Consider the following 16,257-nt stretch of genomic DNA (forward strand, 5'->3'; position numbering starts at 1 on the left):
CCATGAGGGAGGCGTCTCCCCTCCCCTTTCTCTCTCCATCGCGCACTATCTCACCCAACCCTATCCGTGCTAGGCTACAAATCTTAACCATTGCTTAATAAATAGCCATGCTGCGCGATTACGATCTTAACCTTCTCACTGTGTTCGATGCCGTGATGACTCTCGGTGCTGTGGGCAAAGCCGCCGACAAACTCAACATGACTTCAGCTGCAGTCAGCCAGAACCTTTCCCGGTTGCGTGAACAGGTCGGTGAACCGTTGTTTGTTCGCCAAGGGCGGGGTTTGCAACCCACACAATACGCGCTCAACATGCACAAGCATGTCTCTGAAGGGTTAAGCGCGATCCGCTTTGGGCTGGAAACCAACGCCAGTTTTGATCCTGCCACCAGTACCCGTGAATTTGTGATTGGCGGCCATGCCTATTTTGACTTGGTGGTGCTTCCCCAGCTTCTACAAAAGCTAAGTGATATTGCACCGAATATCACCGTCAATTTAAGGCCTTATGAAGATAACCACTTCACACCCAGTCAGGTGTTAAGCGAACGGGAAGCGGATCTTTTTCTCTCCTCCCTGCCGGTAAGCCATCCATCCGTGATCACCTCACAAGTGACGGAAGAAGCCTTGGTGGTGGTGTTTGCAAAGAACCATCCTCGCATTAAAGGCGAGCTGACTTTTCAGCAGTTTTTTGCCGAAAAACACACCGCGCTGACAAGCCGCCGCTTCGGTAACTACATGTTTTCCAACCTGGTTGATCAGCCATTACCTGCGCGCAAAGTGCACTACCAAAGCGACTCTATGCTCAACCTGATGGCAACGGCATCCGTCACTGATCTGCTCTGCTTCACCCCCAAACGCTTGGCCGATATGTGGGCAGAAAAACTCGGGCTGACGATCCAACCCCTGCCCTTTTCGATCCGTCCTGTTCCCACCTTCGTTTGCTGGCACAAAGCCAAGCAACACGATGAAGGGCTGATCTGGCTACGCGATCTTGTCGAAGATATTCTCAACCAAAAATAGTTAAGCATTACTTAATTATTGATTATCGCGGGGCGAATCGTTCTTCGTGCTGTTCTCTCCTATTGTTGTCAGCGCTTCCTTTCGACATACAAGAAGAGATACCTCATGAAAACAGTATGTAAACCAACGCTTTTAGCCCTGCTGGTTGCAGCGGCATCTCCTGTTTCTGCGCATTCATTCACTTCAGAAACCAAAGCCCCAAGCGAAACCACACAAGCATTTGCCGCTGAGCAGCGTGAAACCCTGCCTTTTGCCGACAAAGAAGATTTCAAACTGGTCGAAAAAGGCTTCATCGCCCAGCAAGACAACCTCGAAATCAAAAACGCACAAGGCAAAGTGGTGTGGGAACTGGGTAACTACAGCTTCCTGCTGGATGGAAAAAACTACGACAGTATTCACCCAAGCCTTCAGCGTCAGGCACAACTGAACATGCACCACGGCCTGTACAAAGTGACCGACCGCATTTACCAGGTTCGTGGCTACGATCTTGCCAACATCACGTTTGTTCAGGGCGACACAGGCTGGATCGTTTTCGATCCTCTGACAGTACCAGAAACCGCAAAGGCTGCACTGGAATTCGTGAACAAAGAGCTGGGCGAACGTCCGGTGAAAGCCGTGGTTTACAGCCACGCGCACGCTGATCACTTCGGCGGCGTGAAGGGTATCGTGACCCAGGAGCAGGCAGACAGCGGCGAAGTGCAAATCATCGCGCCAAAAGGCTTCCTGCACCATGCAGTGGCAGAAAACGTGCTGGCGGGTAACGCCATGTCCCGCCGTGTGACCTACCAATACGGTAATGCGCTGGCAAAATCGGCTACCGGTCAGGTCGATGCTGCAATCGGTAAAGGCGTTGCACAAGGTGAAGTCAGCCTGATTGCACCGACTAAAGTGATTTCCGAACCAACTGAAACCCTAGTGATCGACGGCATCACCATGGAATTCCAGAACACCCCGGGCACTGAATCGCCAGCGGAAATGAACACCTATTTCCCGCAGTTTGATGCGCTGTGGATGGCAGAAAACACCGTGGGTGGCCTGCACAATGTTTACACCCTGCGCGGCGCTGAAGTGCGTGATGCTAAAGCGTGGAGCAAGTACATCAACGAATCTATCCACCTGTACGCGAAAGATGCGACGGTAATGTTTGCGTCTCACTCATGGCCTCGCTGGGGCAACGACACCATCAACGAATTCCTGCGCAAGCAGCGTGATATGTACGGCTACATTCACGATCAGGCGCTGCGTCTGGCAAACCACGGTGTGACCATCAACGAAATCCAGGACGAATTCCACGTACCTGACGTACTGGCACACGAGTGGTACAACCGCGGTTACCACGGCAGCTACCACCGCAATGCCAAAGCGGTGATAAACAAATACCTGGGTTACTTCGACATGAACCCAGCGACCCTTCGCCCACTAGCTCCGGCTGATGCTGCGCCAAAATACGTGGCAGCCATGGGTGGCATGGACAACGTGCTGAAAGTGGGTAAAGACGCCTTCAACGCTGGCGATTACCGCTGGTGTGCTGAGATTGTCGATAAAGCGGTATTTGCTGAGCCTGGCAACAAGCAAGCGCGTTACCTGCAGGCAGATTGCTTGGAGCAACTGGGTTACCAAAGTGAATCAGCCGGTGAGCGCAACACCTACCTGATGGGTGCATATGAGCTTCGCCACGGCCTGCCTAAATCTGGCGCAACCAAAACTGCCGGTGCAGATACCGTGGTAGCGATGGACACTGAACTGTTCCTGGATTACCTGGGCGTTCGCCTCAACGGCGACAAAGCGGCTGGCGTGGAATACACCATCAACTTCGTGCTGCCGGATGTGAACGAAAAATTCTTGGTTGAACTGGAAAACGCGCACCTGAACAACCTCAAAGGCGTTCAGTCGGACAACCCAGACATGACCCTGACGATCAACCGCGCTGAACTGAACAAAGTGCTGATGGGCAAAACCTCGATCAGCCAGTTGGTGAAAGCGGGCAATGCCAAGATCGAAGGCAACGCGAAAGCCCTGGCCGACATCGCAGGCATGCTGGATAACTTCGAATTCTGGTTCAACATCATCGAGCCAAAAGTGCAGAAGTAATTCGCTACAAATGGATAAACGAAGAGCCTCGGTTGAGGCTCTTTTTCGTTCAACTTTCAAAAAGACTTTTTAACTGTCAGCGAGAGCAAAACTCCCTTGCTTCAGTGTAAATGTGCAGTTTGTATTTCCATAAACCCACGATCTAACACGTAGTTACATAGGAAAATTGATGGCGTCAGATGGTAACTATTTGACGAGAACCTCGAACCTCTTAGCATTCAAGAGACAAACAACGAGGTCTCACTATGTCTGTGTTTAATTATTGTCGAATCGATGAGTTCCAAATTAGCGACCGAATGAGAAGGTATATAAATCAGATTGATAACGCACAGACGGTCGCCGATCATTTAGCGCTCGTTATGTCTGCTCATCCGATGGTAAAACTATTCTCAGGTCGAATGTCATCCGGTAGTAGGTTGAAAGCTATCGCAGAGCATGATTGGGAAGAATTTGGGCAAGCAATGCGTGCCGTGCCTAGAATCGCCAGAACAAAGATCAATAATATCGCAACCGAGGCAGCGATATTTTCCAATGGAGAAGAGGCAAAATTTTGGAGGTGTGTAAGTGCTGCGACTCGTTAATCTAACATCAGTGTTTTTGCTGACTACTTCTGCGTTCGCCCAAGAGTTACCCAATAACACTTCAGATGAAGTAATTTCCGCAATGGCAAAGTACGGAGAAAGAGTAGAAATTTGCAATACCAAGAAGAACCGTATTATCGGAAAGATAGACAATAGCTGGTTTAACTCCTTGCCGGTTGAGTTAAAAAAAGCGGCGATTCTAAAAGTTGGTCAATCAGCGCTTGAGCAGTGTTCAGAGAAAGAAGAGTACGACGTCGTACTGGCTCTTTATGACCAGGCCAAGAAATCGGGAGACATCGAGGCGCTGTCTGCCTTTATTGAGCTCCACAGAACCTGGCATTCACCAGAAATGCAACAAGATCTCGACAAACTTGAAGGTGAAGACTTCCAGCAATTTAGCGCCAGTGAAATATTCAACACACCTTTCGATATTCTTGGTACCGTTAAAGCCTTGGGGTTAATTGAGCAGTAGCGAATTCATCAATAAGCGCAGAGGGTAACAAATGGACAATCAGGGAAAGCTGCTCTTCTTTTGTGGAAAAATGGGCGCAGGTAAATCGACAAAATCCAAGTCATTAGCCGCGGAAAACAGCGCCATACTCATTTCAGAAGACGACTGGCTATCTGCGCACTATCCCGGCCAGATCCAGACCTTTGATGACTACATCAAGTATTCAATCCTGATCAAACCTTTCGTCAAACGTCATGTGCAAAATCTTCTGAAGTTAGGCGTGAATGTTGTCATGGACTTTCCCGCAAATACGGTAAAGCAAAGAGCCTGGTTTACGACACTTTGCCACGAAACAAACTGCGAGCATCAACTTTGGTATCTCGACCTTTCCGACGAACAGTGCCTGTCTCAAATCGCGAAACGCCGGACGGAACAACCGCAACGGGCCCACTTTGATACCGAAGCGGTTTTCCATCATGTCACTCAGTATTTTGACCCCCCTACAGAGGGTGAAGGCCTGAATCTGGTGCGAGTAGCCGCAAACGGGTGAAGACAATCAGCCCTCGTTTTTACTAAGCACCTTCTGCGTCTCAGTTTTTCCGTGTCAGTTTTTCAAACAGCACATTCGGTCAGATCTTCCGTTTTTACCTGCGGCAGAATCTCCTTAAATGAAAACAAGGAGATAGACTATGAAACGCATTCCAGCATTGGATAGCATCCGTGGTTTGCTGTTGGTCATCATGACCATCAACCACTTAATTTGGATAAGCGGGGGCCAAAGTGCGTTGCAGTATTTTACCCTGCAACCGTTGGGGCAGTTTGGCGCAGCTGAAGGCTTTATATTGATCTCTGGCCTGCTGGCTGGTGCGGTTTACAGTCGTCGCGAATTGAGCAATGGAGAAGCCAAACGTAAAGTATGGCACCGCGCATTTACCATCTACAAATACCACGTTGCCAGCCTTTTTGTAGTGATGCTGTGGTTCACCTTTTGCGTCGCGTTCCTACCCTCCCTCACGTCTGTATTCGGCGCCAGCTTTAACAACCTGACAGACACTCCGTTGCTGACCGTTGCCCTCAGTGCGTTGCTGGTTAACAAGCCGGACTATCTGGAAATCCTGCCGCTCTACATCATGTTTATGCTGGTGTTGCCATTGGCGCTTTATGCGTATCGCCGTGGATATGTTTGGCTTGTTTTGCTGGTGAGCACGGGCGTTTGGGCGTTAAGCAATAGCATTCAAGCGACTGTGCTTGCTCCTATTTTCAATGCCATTTCGCCAGATCTCAGCGTCCAGTTCGGTTACTTTGACCCGTTCGCATGGCAGCTGTTGTTTATTGGCGGCTCTGCCATTGGCTATTTCATGCGAAAAGGCACCCTGGTTTGGTATCACCCTGTCGTCGCGGTTGTCGTCGCCGTGCTTTCCGGTCTCTTGTTTGCCGCCCATCACCACGCTTTTCTCAGCTTTGGTATCCATCAAGGTGTGCTCTATTCAATGGCTGACAAACCCGAGCTGGGTTGGCTTCGCATACTCAACCTCGCACTCTGGGTCTATTTGGTTGCCGTCATTATCCGCAAAGCACCGAACTTGCTCGATTTCCGTCCGCTTGGCTATATCGGCAGGCAATCGCTACAGGTGTTTACCTGGCAGGCAGTGCTGATTTATATCAGTGCACCGTTATTGACTAAGATGCGTCACGCTTAGTTTTACATTGCGGAAGTGTTCGCGCTTACCGCGACACTCTGGATAGCGGCTTGGCTGCAAAACGCTCGAAAATCTATGGCTTTTCCCATCTTGCCTGCGTCGGCGCTCTCATCCATTTTCGTCATCGTCTTGGCGACAGGGATGGCTGGCACGGGCAAACAGGAAACTGTCACTATCGCAGAGAATGAACACTATCCGCTCACCATCAAAATCGAGCAGATAAAGGACGACGCTGCGCCTGTCATGGTGTTGGTTTACAAAGAAAGTGATGTGTTATTTGGTACGCCGACTGCCCACGCCCGCCCGTATTCTGTCGAGGAAGTAAAAAACGGGGTGACGATTGATACCCTGCCTGCAGGTTACTATGGTGTGATGGCGTTTCAGGACACGGATGGGAACATGACGTTAACCATGGGTGCTGGCGGCCTGCCCGCCGAGGGATTTGGGTTTTCCAACAACCCTGCCCTTCAGGGAACCCCCAACATGGAGCAGATAAAGTTCGCCCATACCCAGGCGCAGAACCAGACTATCTATCTGACGAACCTTTTCTAACCGAACGTTTCTGACGTGATATTTGGGGTCGCCTGGTGCAGCCATTTGTGCACTGGGCGTCTTCTATACCGAACTGCTGCCCCGCCTGAAACGGACAGGGATCAGTAACTGAAAGGCAAAATAGCCCTTTTCCAGCGACAGGTTTCTTATCACCTCAAACCCCGGGGATATGTAGATTGCCGGGCTGTGATTGAGTGCGTGATAAAGCGTCTCTAGCCTATTTTCGACGCTGTAGATATCGTCACCCTCCCACTCGGTGATTAAATATAACCCCTCGAACGACAGCGCCTCTGTGCTCTCCGGCGATGTGAAAAACCCCTGAACCTGCGCATCTTCTCCATGCACCATATTGTCCAATATCACCTGACCATCATCCTGAATAGAGACAGCCGTTAATACATCCTGAAACTCGCTAAACAGGGTGGAAAGACGGCGAGTACCCAAGTTCTTTCCTTGCGGAAAACAAAGCGGTTCGAGTTCCTGCCCCGTCACTCTCAAAGTCTCCAACGAGGCGGAAAACGCAGTCAGCAAGTCATCCAGTGAATCATCACTGATGTCCTCTACCGAAAAAGTAAAATGCAGCGCGCGGGAGTCAGGGCTCGCAAGCCAAAAATGGGGCGGCAGACCGAGCTTCAGTCCCAATTCATCCTTTAACCGATAAGGCAGGCACATCCCCATTTCACGGATGTAGTCACTGCCCGGAAGCGAAATGGTCATTGTTCGCCTTGGCGGCACATGCACTTCAACCATTTCTGGTGGGATAGCTTTTTCCTCATCTACCTCGAAACCAATCGCCAGTGGAAAACGGGAATTAGCAAACTGGCAGTGATCCCAAAACTCGACGATATGGCTCCCCAGCCCTTCAAAATATCGCGCAAAAGGCTGGTCATAAAACCTTTCAAAGTTTTGGTAAATGGCAGAATCCATCTCATCAGCTTGCCTTGCAAGGGAGTCCACTTCAAAGCCGTAACATGCCCAGCGGGAAGCGGGGGCAGCGTTCTCGACCAAAGGCAGGGATTTCAGATAAGTGAGCTTTTCCAGTACCGCTTTGTCGATAGCGGGAAATTCAACGCGGGCAGCCCAAACCGGTTGCTCACGCAGGTTTTTCGGGGCAACCCAAGCAAAGCGCTTAAACGCGCGGGCAAAGGCTTCCTGGGATTCAAAACCATAATCCAGCGCGATATCCAGAATACGCCGGTCAGTGTTGGCAATTTCGCCAGCGGCCAGAGAAAGCAGGCGTCGGCTCTGGTATTGGCTGATGGTCAGTCCGGTCTTGTTTTTAAACTGATGCTGGAGATTGGAGCGACTCAGCCCGCATCGTTTGGCGATCTCCGAAACACTCAGGGTTTCCGGCAGGCAGTTTTCTATCACCTCAACCACAGACAGGACACTGGTAACACTCACGGCTTCAACTCACTGATAGAAATAAAAATACTGCGCGTACTATGGCGAATTGGAGCTAGGTTGATAAACCAGTAATGGTATGAGATTCGAGACAGCTCTCATTGGCTCGTTTATGCCCTAAACCCAATGCACCTCCAGCTTTTAGTCCCTTCCCCTTTTTAAGGGGAAGGTTAGGATGGGGTTGGTTTAGCGCTTACTCGTGCCAAGTCGACCTGCTATGGCACGTTCATGTCCCAAAGTGATTTTGAGACAGCAAACACTATCAATATCAGTTCGACAGTTTCCGTTACATTTTCTTATGCGACCATGGAGTCAGCGAAGGAATCACTGACTCTAGGCTGAGCTCAAAACTCGAAGAATGAATCAAGCGAAATAAGCGTCATAGTGTGGCTTATCATTCGTTTCAATAGCAGTGCAGATTATGCCCCAAATAGCCGCTAATTGTGGCTGTACGGCTTCAGGAAGTTGGGTACCAAGCTCTATCGACTTGGCATGGCACTTTTCATTCATGTACTCATACAAGGCGTTTGACTTCACTTCTGCGTCATCAATACCTTTCAATAAATTAGGGGCGATATGATCTGTCCCTTGCTTTCTGAAATCAGTCAGGTTGAACCTAAACGAAAAATACACTTCCATTATCTTTCTGACATACGACTGAACAGCAATAGCGTCACAGTTTTGTGGTTGAGTGACCGCTTCTTTGATTTTACTGATTAGATAAGCGTATTCAGACCTATGGCTCTTTAATAAGTCAGGCAACTGGTCAATTTGCGAATGATCGCCTTTACGGTTAATCAAGAAGTACTGCGAACGTTTCTGGTTGCCTTCTTTTGCACGATAGTAAGACATCCACATCTTCACTAGATTGAAGAATTCAAAGTTATGCGTAGATATAAAAAGCTGCTCTACGTGGTCATGATTCAGCTTACTTTTAATGATCCCAAGAACGTTGTAAATGTGGTTTGAATCAAGGCTACAGATGGGGTCATCCAGATACACAATTGGCTTAACATCTTTCAGTGCTTCATCTTCAAGCTGAGTTATGAAATACGCAAAGGCAATAGCCGTACGTTCACCATCAGATAAGTGCTTGGCTTCTCGTTCTTCGCGCATGAACTTGTATGTGCCATCAATCGGCTTAATTTCAATATCTGTCTTGCCAAAGTACTGTCTTAGGTTGTCATTAAGGCTTTGGGCACCTTGCTTGGTATTATTCAGTTCAGCTTTGATGGCAGCGATACGTGTATTCCTAGCATCTATGTCACCTTGCAATGTTTTTGCTGCATCTTGAAATGCTTGGATATCTATTACTGCTTGTGGGTGGTCGTAATCCTGCGTCTCTTGATAAACATAGTGACGCTTGATCGCTTCAATAGCTTGTCGCTGTTCAGTTGAATGATTAGAGACTCTTTCGTTATGTGCTTTGATTGGCACATTGAATTTCTCAATTAACTCTGTTGCATCTGGCAACGGATAATCTGAAGCACTGAAAGTGACATCTTCAGCCATGTGTTCTTTTTTATCGGTCAGCAAATCAATTAGTGATATCTTGACAGCATCAAAAGATTCATTCAGTGACTCAACTTCATTTCTAAGATCATCAAATCCTGCCTGTAAGTCAGGGTACAACTGGCTAGTTTTAGGAATACTGGAAGTTAATGATTTTGCTTTTACCGTCTCAATAGCAGAATCAATTCGCTGACTTAAATCTTTATACGCCTTTGAGAAGTATGTATTTAGTTCTTCTAACCGTGCCGGATTGATAGGACTTTGACAGAACTGACAAGTCGTGTGGCCTTCGTTACGTTCAATACCGTCTTCAACCCAGTCCCTTAATTTCTTGTCTGCATCTAATTCAGCAATGGTTATCTGTGTAACCGACGTACGCAAGATGTCTTCGATTTCGTTGAAGACAGTTGTCATATCAGGAACAGAAATTACTGCTTTAGGCGCACTAGCAACGGCAGTGGCTTTTGCTGTATCTGTGAATGCACCTAATTGTTCTGGTGTTAGTTTATGTTCAGCGGTTGCACCACTAAGCATTGATTTTACACTTGCTGCATTGAAGGTCGATCTTCCAAGAATGTTTAAGTCTGTGACATTGCGACCAACGGTTGTAAGTCTTATGTTCTTTTCTTTCTCTTTGCAAGCGGCTGATTTTAAATTATCTTCTCGTTCTTGTTCTTTGCTAGGAATAGCTGCCTCAAGTTCTTGAATTTCATTTTCTAAGTCGATGTTGCGTTCACCAACAATCAAAACAGGGCTAACACTTGATTCATCAAAGTTAACGTTCTTTGCTATGTAGTCTGAATTGAATACACGTAGGTTCTCAACCTTTTTGATCGCGTTGCTTTTGATTGAAATGCTTTCATGCTGATCAATTTCAAACGAACCAGTTTCAAACCCCTCAGGCATTTCACCTAACTGCATAGCACGGAAGATACGTGATAATGTTGTTTTACCTGAATAGTTAAAGCCATAAAACAGATTGAACTGATAGAAAGGCAGGCCACCATTGGTCCTAGCATCCTTGAAAATGCCGAAGTTTTTTATTGATTTTATGTTTTTAAACATGTGCTTACCCCAAAATAAACTCAAGGTATTGTACTACGTGTTATGCGTTTACCCTTGCACAACTTAACTCAAAGGTTACTTATCTGTGAATAGCAACCGAGTTTGAAGATGAATTTCGCGAAACTCTACTTATCCGATATAGCCGCACTCAACCACAACCCCTAACTCGGAACTGTTCCTACGCGTGTCCGGCAGATCTGTTCTGGCACGTTTATGCCCCACCCCTTGTTTCAGACATTAGAGGTTACCAATCTCACTTTAAGAGTTTTAGATAGATTTTCTAATGCCAATCGTAAGCTGTAAAGAAATAGTCTATTTTGTCGTATTTTATCATTCTCTCTTTTGATACACTCCATGATATCCTATTAAAAACATGTGTTTACGCTGAATTTCAGTGTTCATTAGATGTATGAGAAATCCCAAAACGGGGGTAAATGCCCCAAATTGGGATCTGATAAATTGTTAGGTTTATTGGAAGATTAAATGAAAGTAGAGAATTTAGAATTAGAGACTTTTCTAGCAAAAAATAATATAAGTGCTGATGAGTGGAACTCAAGCGACATTGAGTGGCAAACGTTAAGAGATATTGGAATAGACCACCAATCAAAGGTGGAACAACGAAAAGAAACGGCAGAGCTTTTTGCTAGAATAATTCAGCGCTGCTCAAAAGTTCACTCTGTTAGGTGGAGAGTTAAAGATCCCGAGCATTTAATGGAGAAAATTGTTCGGAAAACAATTAATGATGCGAACTCATTTAATAGCGACTACGTCGGCATTAACAAGGATAATTATCATGAAATAATTACAGATTTAGTCGGTATAAGGGCACTTCATTTGTTTAAAGACGATTGCTTAGAAATTGATAGCTACCTTTGTGGTATATGGAATACGAAAGAAAAGCCAACATACTACGTTAGAGACGGTGATGAAACTAAGGATGAACTTGAACAGTTTGATGTTAAGCCGCATCCTGCGGGTTACAGATCATTGCACTATGTGTTCGAATCTCAGCCGCTTAACCAAATTGTTTATACAGAAGTTCAGGTACGGACTATCTTTGAAGAGGGTTGGAGTGAGATTGACCATAAGATCAGATACCCTAATTTTTCTGATAATCCACAAATATCTTATTTTTTACGCATATTTAATAGATTGGCAGGTAGTGCTGACGAAATGGGGTCTTTTGTAAAAGAACTCGTGAATGAATTCGAGTCGACAGCGAGAGATCTAGAAGCGGTTAAAAAAGAGAATGAAGCTTTTAAAAAAGAGAATGATAAAAATATAGCAGAAATCGACAGATTGTTTAATGAATTAGATTCATCTAATGGTAAACATCAGTCTCAAGCTGATCTTGTTAAGGACTTGAAAGCTGAGGTTGAGAAGCTTAAAGCTCAAACTCAAAATAGTGCTGATAAACCACATGTTATTAGATTTTCTACGGGGTCAGGAAAAACTACTACCTCCGCACAGCTCGTGAAACTTTTAGCACAATATCAAATTGATGCTGAAGCAGAACAAAAACCTAAAAGACCAACTGTGAAACCAAAGTCGGTAAAAAAAGCCTAACACATATGAGCCCTTCTCCGGTCAATAGGCAATCGCATTCTTTTGGCTGCGTTAGCAGCCAATGCTCTCGAACAACAAAGCCGTCCACTTCGCGTTCCCCAATCTGAAATTCATTTATATCCCTTTCCAATTCGCACAACCGAAGCGCAAAGAGCCAAAACCCCCATCTAACTTCCCCCTTAAAAAGGGGAAAGAACCAAGAGCATTTGTCTACTTCCACGACGAGGGAAAATTGCCCCAAACCACCCCATAAAAGCATCAAAAAACCGGTCAGTCCGCTCGCCTCCAACACGCAAACCCCGCTCCCTCCGCACAAAAAAAGCGCCCCGGAGGGCGCTGTGTCGTAGGGTGTTTCTGTTATGGTTATTCGTTTCTTGGGTGGTTACTTCGCCACGTTGCCAGCAACGTTCAGTACATCCCAGGTGCGGGCGAATGGCGGTGCGTAGCAAAAATCCAGGTAACCCAGTTGCTCTGTGGTCATGCCCGCTGAAATCGCGACTGCCAGTGCGTTCACGCGGCCTACCGCGCCTTTCTTACCGACAATCTCGCCGCCCAGCAGCACTTTGGTTTCTGGTTGGTAAACCAGCTTCACCAGAATGTCTTCCTGACCTGGGAAGTAGTCGGTCTGGTTTTTGTCTTTGATGACTGAAACCTTCACCGCCATGCCTGCTTGCTGTGCCATCAGTTCGGTCACGCCAGTGCAAGCCAGTTCGTAGTCCAACACTTTCAGGCAAGATGAACCCAGGAAGCCTTTCAAGAAGGTGTCTTTGCCTGCGAGGTGGTCAGCCATCATGCGCGCCTGTTTGTTGGCAACGGTTGCCAGTGGCAGGTAGACAGATTCGCCCAGTGCCATATGGTGCACCAGCGCACAGTCACCCACTGCGTAGATGTGGGCATCATCAGTCGCACCAAACTCGTTCACCACCAGCGCGCCGTTCGGTGCTTTTGGCAGGTCAAACTGCTCGGTGTTTGGTTTAAAGCCCAGCGACAATACAACCACATCGGCTTCCACTTCGCCTTGGCTGGTTTCAATCACATACCCGCCGTTTTCAGCGTCGCGGATGCGTTCAACGCTGCAACCCAGTTTGAGATCAGCGCCTGCTTCGACCATCGCACTTTCAACCAGGGTGATGGACTCTGGGCTGAACTGACGGCTCATGACGTGCGCTTCGCGCTCAATCAGGGTCACTTGCTTGCCAAGGTGATGCGCCGCATCGAACACTTCAAGGCCGATAAAGCCACCACCGATAATGCAGATACGCTGGTTTGACGCTTGCTGGAACGCCTCTTTCAGCGCCAGGCCGTCTTCCATGCTGGTCAGGGTAAACACATTACGGGTGTTGTATTCACCAAACGCCGGCACGATTGGACGCGCTCCGGTGCAAATAATCAGTTTGTCGTAACCCAGAGTCTCTTCACCGCCTTCGTGGCGCAGGGTCAGGGTTTTGTTCTGGCTGTCCAGTGCGGTCACTTCTGTATTCACGCGCACATCCAGACCCGATTGGATTGCCTGCTCCGGGGTGCGGGAAATCATGCGGTCTGTGTCTTCAAACATGTCGCCGACAAAGTACGGCAGGCCACAGCCACCAAACGAGATATAGCTTCTTTTCTCGATAACAATCACTTCATCTGAAGGTTGGTTACGTTTGTATTTGGCCGCAAAGCTCATTCCAGCGGCGTTACCGCCAACGACAACAATTTTCATTCTATTTACCTTGTACGTTTAAGGCTCCCGTGAAGGGAGCCTCTGATATTTTTGTTATTTTTTATGCGATGGCTTCGCTGTCGCCAGATGACTTACCCGTCACCTCAGCGTTGTATTGCTCAAGGTTGAGCGAGCCATTGGTCTTGGCCGTCACCACACCGGAAAGCATGGAGCCTGAGATATTCAGGGCAGTACGCGCCATATCAATCAGTGCTTCGATGGAGACCAGAATCGCTACGACGGTGATATCCAGACCCATGATGGTCAATACCGCTACCGCTGCGAATGTTGCGCCACCGCCCACACCGGCAATACCGAATGAAGCAATCGCGATCACTGCGGTCAGTTGCAGGATAAAGGCAAGGTCAACGTCCAGACCCATTACCTGCGCGGCCATGATTGCCAGCATGGCTGGGTAGATACCCGCACAACCGTTCTGGCCGATACTGGTACCGAAAGTCGCTGACATGTTGGCAGTTTCTTCATCCACACCCAGACGCTGGGTTTGGGTTTCCACGTTCAATGGAATCGCCGCCATACTTGAGCGCGAGCCGAAACCGAACACCAGTACAGGCCATGTTTTCTTCATGAACTTCGCTGGTGACAGGCCGAACATGCCCACCATGATGAAGTGAATCGCGAACATCACGCCGATAGCCACGTAGCTAGCCACCAGGAAGCGACCCATCTCTGCCAGTGCGAACAGGTCGTTGGTCATCATGAACGAGGTCATCAGTGCGAATACACCGTATGGTGTCAACTTCAGGATTTCACGCACCATTGACAGCACGACTTCTTTCGCTGCGTTGATGAAATCAACAAAGCTCTGCACTTTCTCAGGCTTGCGCTTTTTCACCTGCAGGATGCTGTAACCCAGGAACATGCCGAACAGCACGGTTGAAAGCGTGGAAGTACGCTGTGAACCGGTCAGCATGTCGAAGATGTTGGCTGGGATGATAGACAGCACCAGACCAGACAGGCCTTTGCTTGCCATTGCGTTCTGGGTGCTGACCACTGCCTCACCACGCGCGATAATCGAATCGTTAGTACCCACCGATGAAATCAGCGCGTTGGCATCGATGCCGAACAGGTAGATGCTCGCTACACCAACAATGGCGGAAATTGACACGGTGAAAATCAGGATACCGATGATTTTCGGTGCGATTTTAGACAGCGCACCGCCGCCATCCACGTTCATGATGGACGAGATCATCGCCACGAAAACCAGCGGGATAACAATCATCTGCAGCAGCTTGATGTAGCCCTTGCCGAACACAGAGATAAACTCTGAGAAACCGGCAACACTTTCACTGCCAAAGCCCAGCGTCAGCTGAATTGCACCACCGAACAGCAAGCCACACACCAGCGCAGTCAGTACGCGGAAGTTGAAGCTTTTTTTCTGCTTTTTAAAGTTAGAAAGAAGGGCGTAAAAGCCAAGAAAAATGGAACACAAAGCAATAAACGTAAAGCTCATGAGATACTCCTTATCGATCTCAGCAATTACTTGCGATATGCAACCGCTTCAATTTCAACCAGTGCGTCTTTCGGCAGGCGTGAAACTTCTACACAAGAGCGGGCTGGCGCATTTTCTGTGCCGAATACGCTGGTGTAGATTTCATTGAATGCCGCGAAGTGTTCCATGTCAGCCAGGAAACAGGTGGTTTTGATGACGGTATCAATACCGGCACCGCCCGCTTCCAATACCGCTTTCAGGTTTTCCAGCGATTGGCGCGCCTGCGCTTCGATGCCGCCTTCAGCAAACTGCATGGTTTGCGGATCTAACGGCAGTTGGCCTGAGGTATAAACCAGGCCATTAAAGCCCGTACCTTGTGAATAAGGGCCGATGGCTTCCGGCGCCTTGGCTGTGGCGATGATTTCTTTCACTACTTAACTCCTGATAAAAAAGAAATTACTCAGATTTGAATTCCCGTAAGAATTTGTAAACCGCCTGTCGGCTTATATGGAGCGATTCCGCCACGTGCGCCGTGGTCTCTTTCAGCTCAAACATACCGTTGTCATACAGGCGGCGGATGATCGCTTTGTTGCGAATTTTCGGTGTGATGGAGGCGTCAGTATCAACCTCCGCAATCGCGGCATTGAGCGCCTTGGTAATGACGTCCTGCACGTTGTTGCAAAAGCTTTCACTGACAAAACTGTTCGGTGAACAATCCGGCATCAGTGTTTTGATAATTTCCGGGAACGGAAACGACAGGTTCATGTTGATGCACAACATACCAATAGGCTTATCGTTATCACCCGCCAAAATACAGGTGGTTGATTTTAATAACGATCCATCTGCGGCATTGGTGAAATAACTTTTCGGCGAAACCTGCCCGGTTTTTTCAAATTCACGCCACATCTGCAGGCCAAGATCCGTGACAGGTGAACCCAGTTTCCGGCCGGTATGGTGACCATTGACGATTTTCACGACGGAATGTTCGAGGCTTTCAAACGAGTGGATCACCACTTCGCAGTGTGGGCCGATAAGATCGGCAATCGTGTCTGCGACACGGAAGTATCGAGCAAGGTGTTCCCTGTCCAGTTGCGTAAACTTAACTTGCTTTACCTGCATGGCCTTGGTCAACAAATGTAAACTTTAATGCCGCCACTTTAC

The 16,257-nt window shown here is 47.9% G+C and carries 14 protein-coding genes; 8 read left to right on the top strand and 6 right to left on the bottom strand.

What is annotated here, in order from left to right; translation table 11 throughout:
- Positions 1-107: 107 nt before the first annotated feature.
- The 7 genes from KU854_RS09700 (at position 108) to KU854_RS24845 (ending at position 6,391) form a co-directional block, all read left to right on the top strand.
- Positions 108-1,016, top strand: a complete 909-nt coding sequence (locus KU854_RS09700; RefSeq protein WP_218358311.1) for a LysR family transcriptional regulator — start codon at positions 108-110, stop codon at positions 1,014-1,016.
- Positions 1,017-1,121: 105 nt separating this feature from the next.
- Positions 1,122-3,107 carry an alkyl/aryl-sulfatase gene (locus KU854_RS09705; RefSeq protein WP_218358312.1) on the top strand — a complete coding sequence of 662 codons (1,986 nt, stop codon included), beginning with the start codon at positions 1,122-1,124 and terminating at the stop codon, positions 3,105-3,107.
- Between the two features lie 245 nt (positions 3,108-3,352).
- Complete coding sequence (locus KU854_RS09710; RefSeq protein ID WP_218358314.1) at positions 3,353-3,688, top strand: hypothetical protein; 336 nt, start codon at positions 3,353-3,355, stop codon at positions 3,686-3,688.
- Complete coding sequence (locus tag KU854_RS09715; RefSeq protein ID WP_218358315.1) at positions 3,672-4,160, top strand: hypothetical protein; 489 nt, start codon at positions 3,672-3,674, stop codon at positions 4,158-4,160. The genes KU854_RS09710 and KU854_RS09715 overlap by 17 nt, the downstream gene beginning before the upstream one ends.
- 31 nt (positions 4,161-4,191) lie before the next feature.
- Positions 4,192-4,689 carry a P-loop nucleotide/nucleoside kinase family protein gene (locus tag KU854_RS09720; protein WP_218358316.1) on the top strand — a complete coding sequence of 166 codons (498 nt, stop codon included), beginning with the start codon at positions 4,192-4,194 and terminating at the stop codon, positions 4,687-4,689.
- Between the two features lie 139 nt (positions 4,690-4,828).
- Entirely contained in the window at positions 4,829-5,839 is a 1,011-nt protein-coding gene (opgC, locus tag KU854_RS24840; RefSeq protein ID WP_255555499.1) for an OpgC domain-containing protein, read from the top strand.
- Between the two features lie 75 nt (positions 5,840-5,914).
- On the top strand, positions 5,915-6,391 hold the full coding sequence (locus KU854_RS24845) for a DUF2141 domain-containing protein (protein ID WP_255555500.1): 477 nt from the start codon (positions 5,915-5,917) through the stop codon (positions 6,389-6,391).
- Between the two features lie 63 nt (positions 6,392-6,454).
- Here the strand turns inward: KU854_RS24845 and KU854_RS09730 are convergent, their stop codons facing one another.
- The gene (locus KU854_RS09730; protein WP_218358318.1) at positions 6,455-7,795 is read right to left on the bottom strand and encodes a helix-turn-helix domain-containing protein; all 1,341 of its coding nucleotides are present in this window, start codon (positions 7,793-7,795) and stop codon (positions 6,455-6,457) included.
- 363 nt (positions 7,796-8,158) lie between these two features.
- A complete protein-coding gene (locus KU854_RS09735) occupies positions 8,159-10,372 on the bottom strand; it encodes an AAA family ATPase (RefSeq protein ID WP_218358319.1) in 2,214 nt (737 codons plus the stop codon).
- Between the two features lie 483 nt (positions 10,373-10,855).
- Between KU854_RS09735 and KU854_RS09740 the strand changes: the two genes are divergently transcribed.
- On the top strand, positions 10,856-11,938 hold the full coding sequence (locus tag KU854_RS09740; protein WP_218358321.1) for a RelA/SpoT domain-containing protein: 1,083 nt from the start codon (positions 10,856-10,858) through the stop codon (positions 11,936-11,938).
- A 382-nt stretch (positions 11,939-12,320) separates the two neighbouring features.
- On the opposite strand, the gene KU854_RS09745 is transcribed toward KU854_RS09740, so the two are convergent.
- The 4 genes from KU854_RS09745 to KU854_RS09760 form a co-directional block, all read right to left on the bottom strand.
- A complete protein-coding gene (locus tag KU854_RS09745; protein WP_218358323.1) occupies positions 12,321-13,643 on the bottom strand; it encodes a CoA-disulfide reductase in 1,323 nt (440 codons plus the stop codon).
- A 61-nt stretch (positions 13,644-13,704) separates the two neighbouring features.
- The gene (locus KU854_RS09750) at positions 13,705-15,117 is read right to left on the bottom strand and encodes a cation:dicarboxylate symporter family transporter (protein ID WP_218358325.1); all 1,413 of its coding nucleotides are present in this window, start codon (positions 15,115-15,117) and stop codon (positions 13,705-13,707) included.
- 26 nt (positions 15,118-15,143) lie between these two features.
- On the bottom strand, positions 15,144-15,527 hold the full coding sequence (locus KU854_RS09755) for a RidA family protein (protein ID WP_218358327.1): 384 nt from the start codon (positions 15,525-15,527) through the stop codon (positions 15,144-15,146).
- Positions 15,528-15,552: 25 nt separating this feature from the next.
- Complete coding sequence (locus KU854_RS09760; RefSeq protein ID WP_218358328.1) at positions 15,553-16,215, bottom strand: helix-turn-helix transcriptional regulator; 663 nt, start codon at positions 16,213-16,215, stop codon at positions 15,553-15,555.
- Positions 16,216-16,257: the final 42 nt, after the last annotated feature.

Source organism: Enterovibrio paralichthyis (assembly GCF_019209835.1).
Taxonomy (GTDB): domain Bacteria; phylum Pseudomonadota; class Gammaproteobacteria; order Enterobacterales; family Vibrionaceae; genus Enterovibrio; species Enterovibrio paralichthyis.

Bases quoted from the DNA above. Each gene is read 5' to 3' on its own strand.
- opgC (WP_255555499.1), top strand. From the start codon at position 4,829: ATGAAACGCATTCCAGCATTGGATAGCATCCGTGGTTTGCTGTTGGTC.
- KU854_RS09760 (WP_218358328.1), bottom strand. From the start codon at position 16,215: ATGCAGGTAAAGCAAGTTAAGTTTACGCAACTGGACAGGGAACACCTT.
- KU854_RS09720 (WP_218358316.1), top strand. From the start codon at position 4,192: ATGGACAATCAGGGAAAGCTGCTCTTCTTTTGTGGAAAAATGGGCGCA.
- KU854_RS09710 (WP_218358314.1), top strand. From the start codon at position 3,353: ATGTCTGTGTTTAATTATTGTCGAATCGATGAGTTCCAAATTAGCGAC.
- KU854_RS24845 (WP_255555500.1), top strand. From the start codon at position 5,915: ATGGCTTTTCCCATCTTGCCTGCGTCGGCGCTCTCATCCATTTTCGTC.
- KU854_RS09745 (WP_218358323.1), bottom strand. From the start codon at position 13,643: ATGAAAATTGTTGTCGTTGGCGGTAACGCCGCTGGAATGAGCTTTGCG.
- KU854_RS09705 (WP_218358312.1), top strand. From the start codon at position 1,122: ATGAAAACAGTATGTAAACCAACGCTTTTAGCCCTGCTGGTTGCAGCG.
- KU854_RS09735 (WP_218358319.1), bottom strand. From the start codon at position 10,372: ATGTTTAAAAACATAAAATCAATAAAAAACTTCGGCATTTTCAAGGAT.
- KU854_RS09740 (WP_218358321.1), top strand. From the start codon at position 10,856: ATGAAAGTAGAGAATTTAGAATTAGAGACTTTTCTAGCAAAAAATAAT.
- KU854_RS09700 (WP_218358311.1), top strand. From the start codon at position 108: ATGCTGCGCGATTACGATCTTAACCTTCTCACTGTGTTCGATGCCGTG.
- KU854_RS09750 (WP_218358325.1), bottom strand. From the start codon at position 15,117: ATGAGCTTTACGTTTATTGCTTTGTGTTCCATTTTTCTTGGCTTTTAC.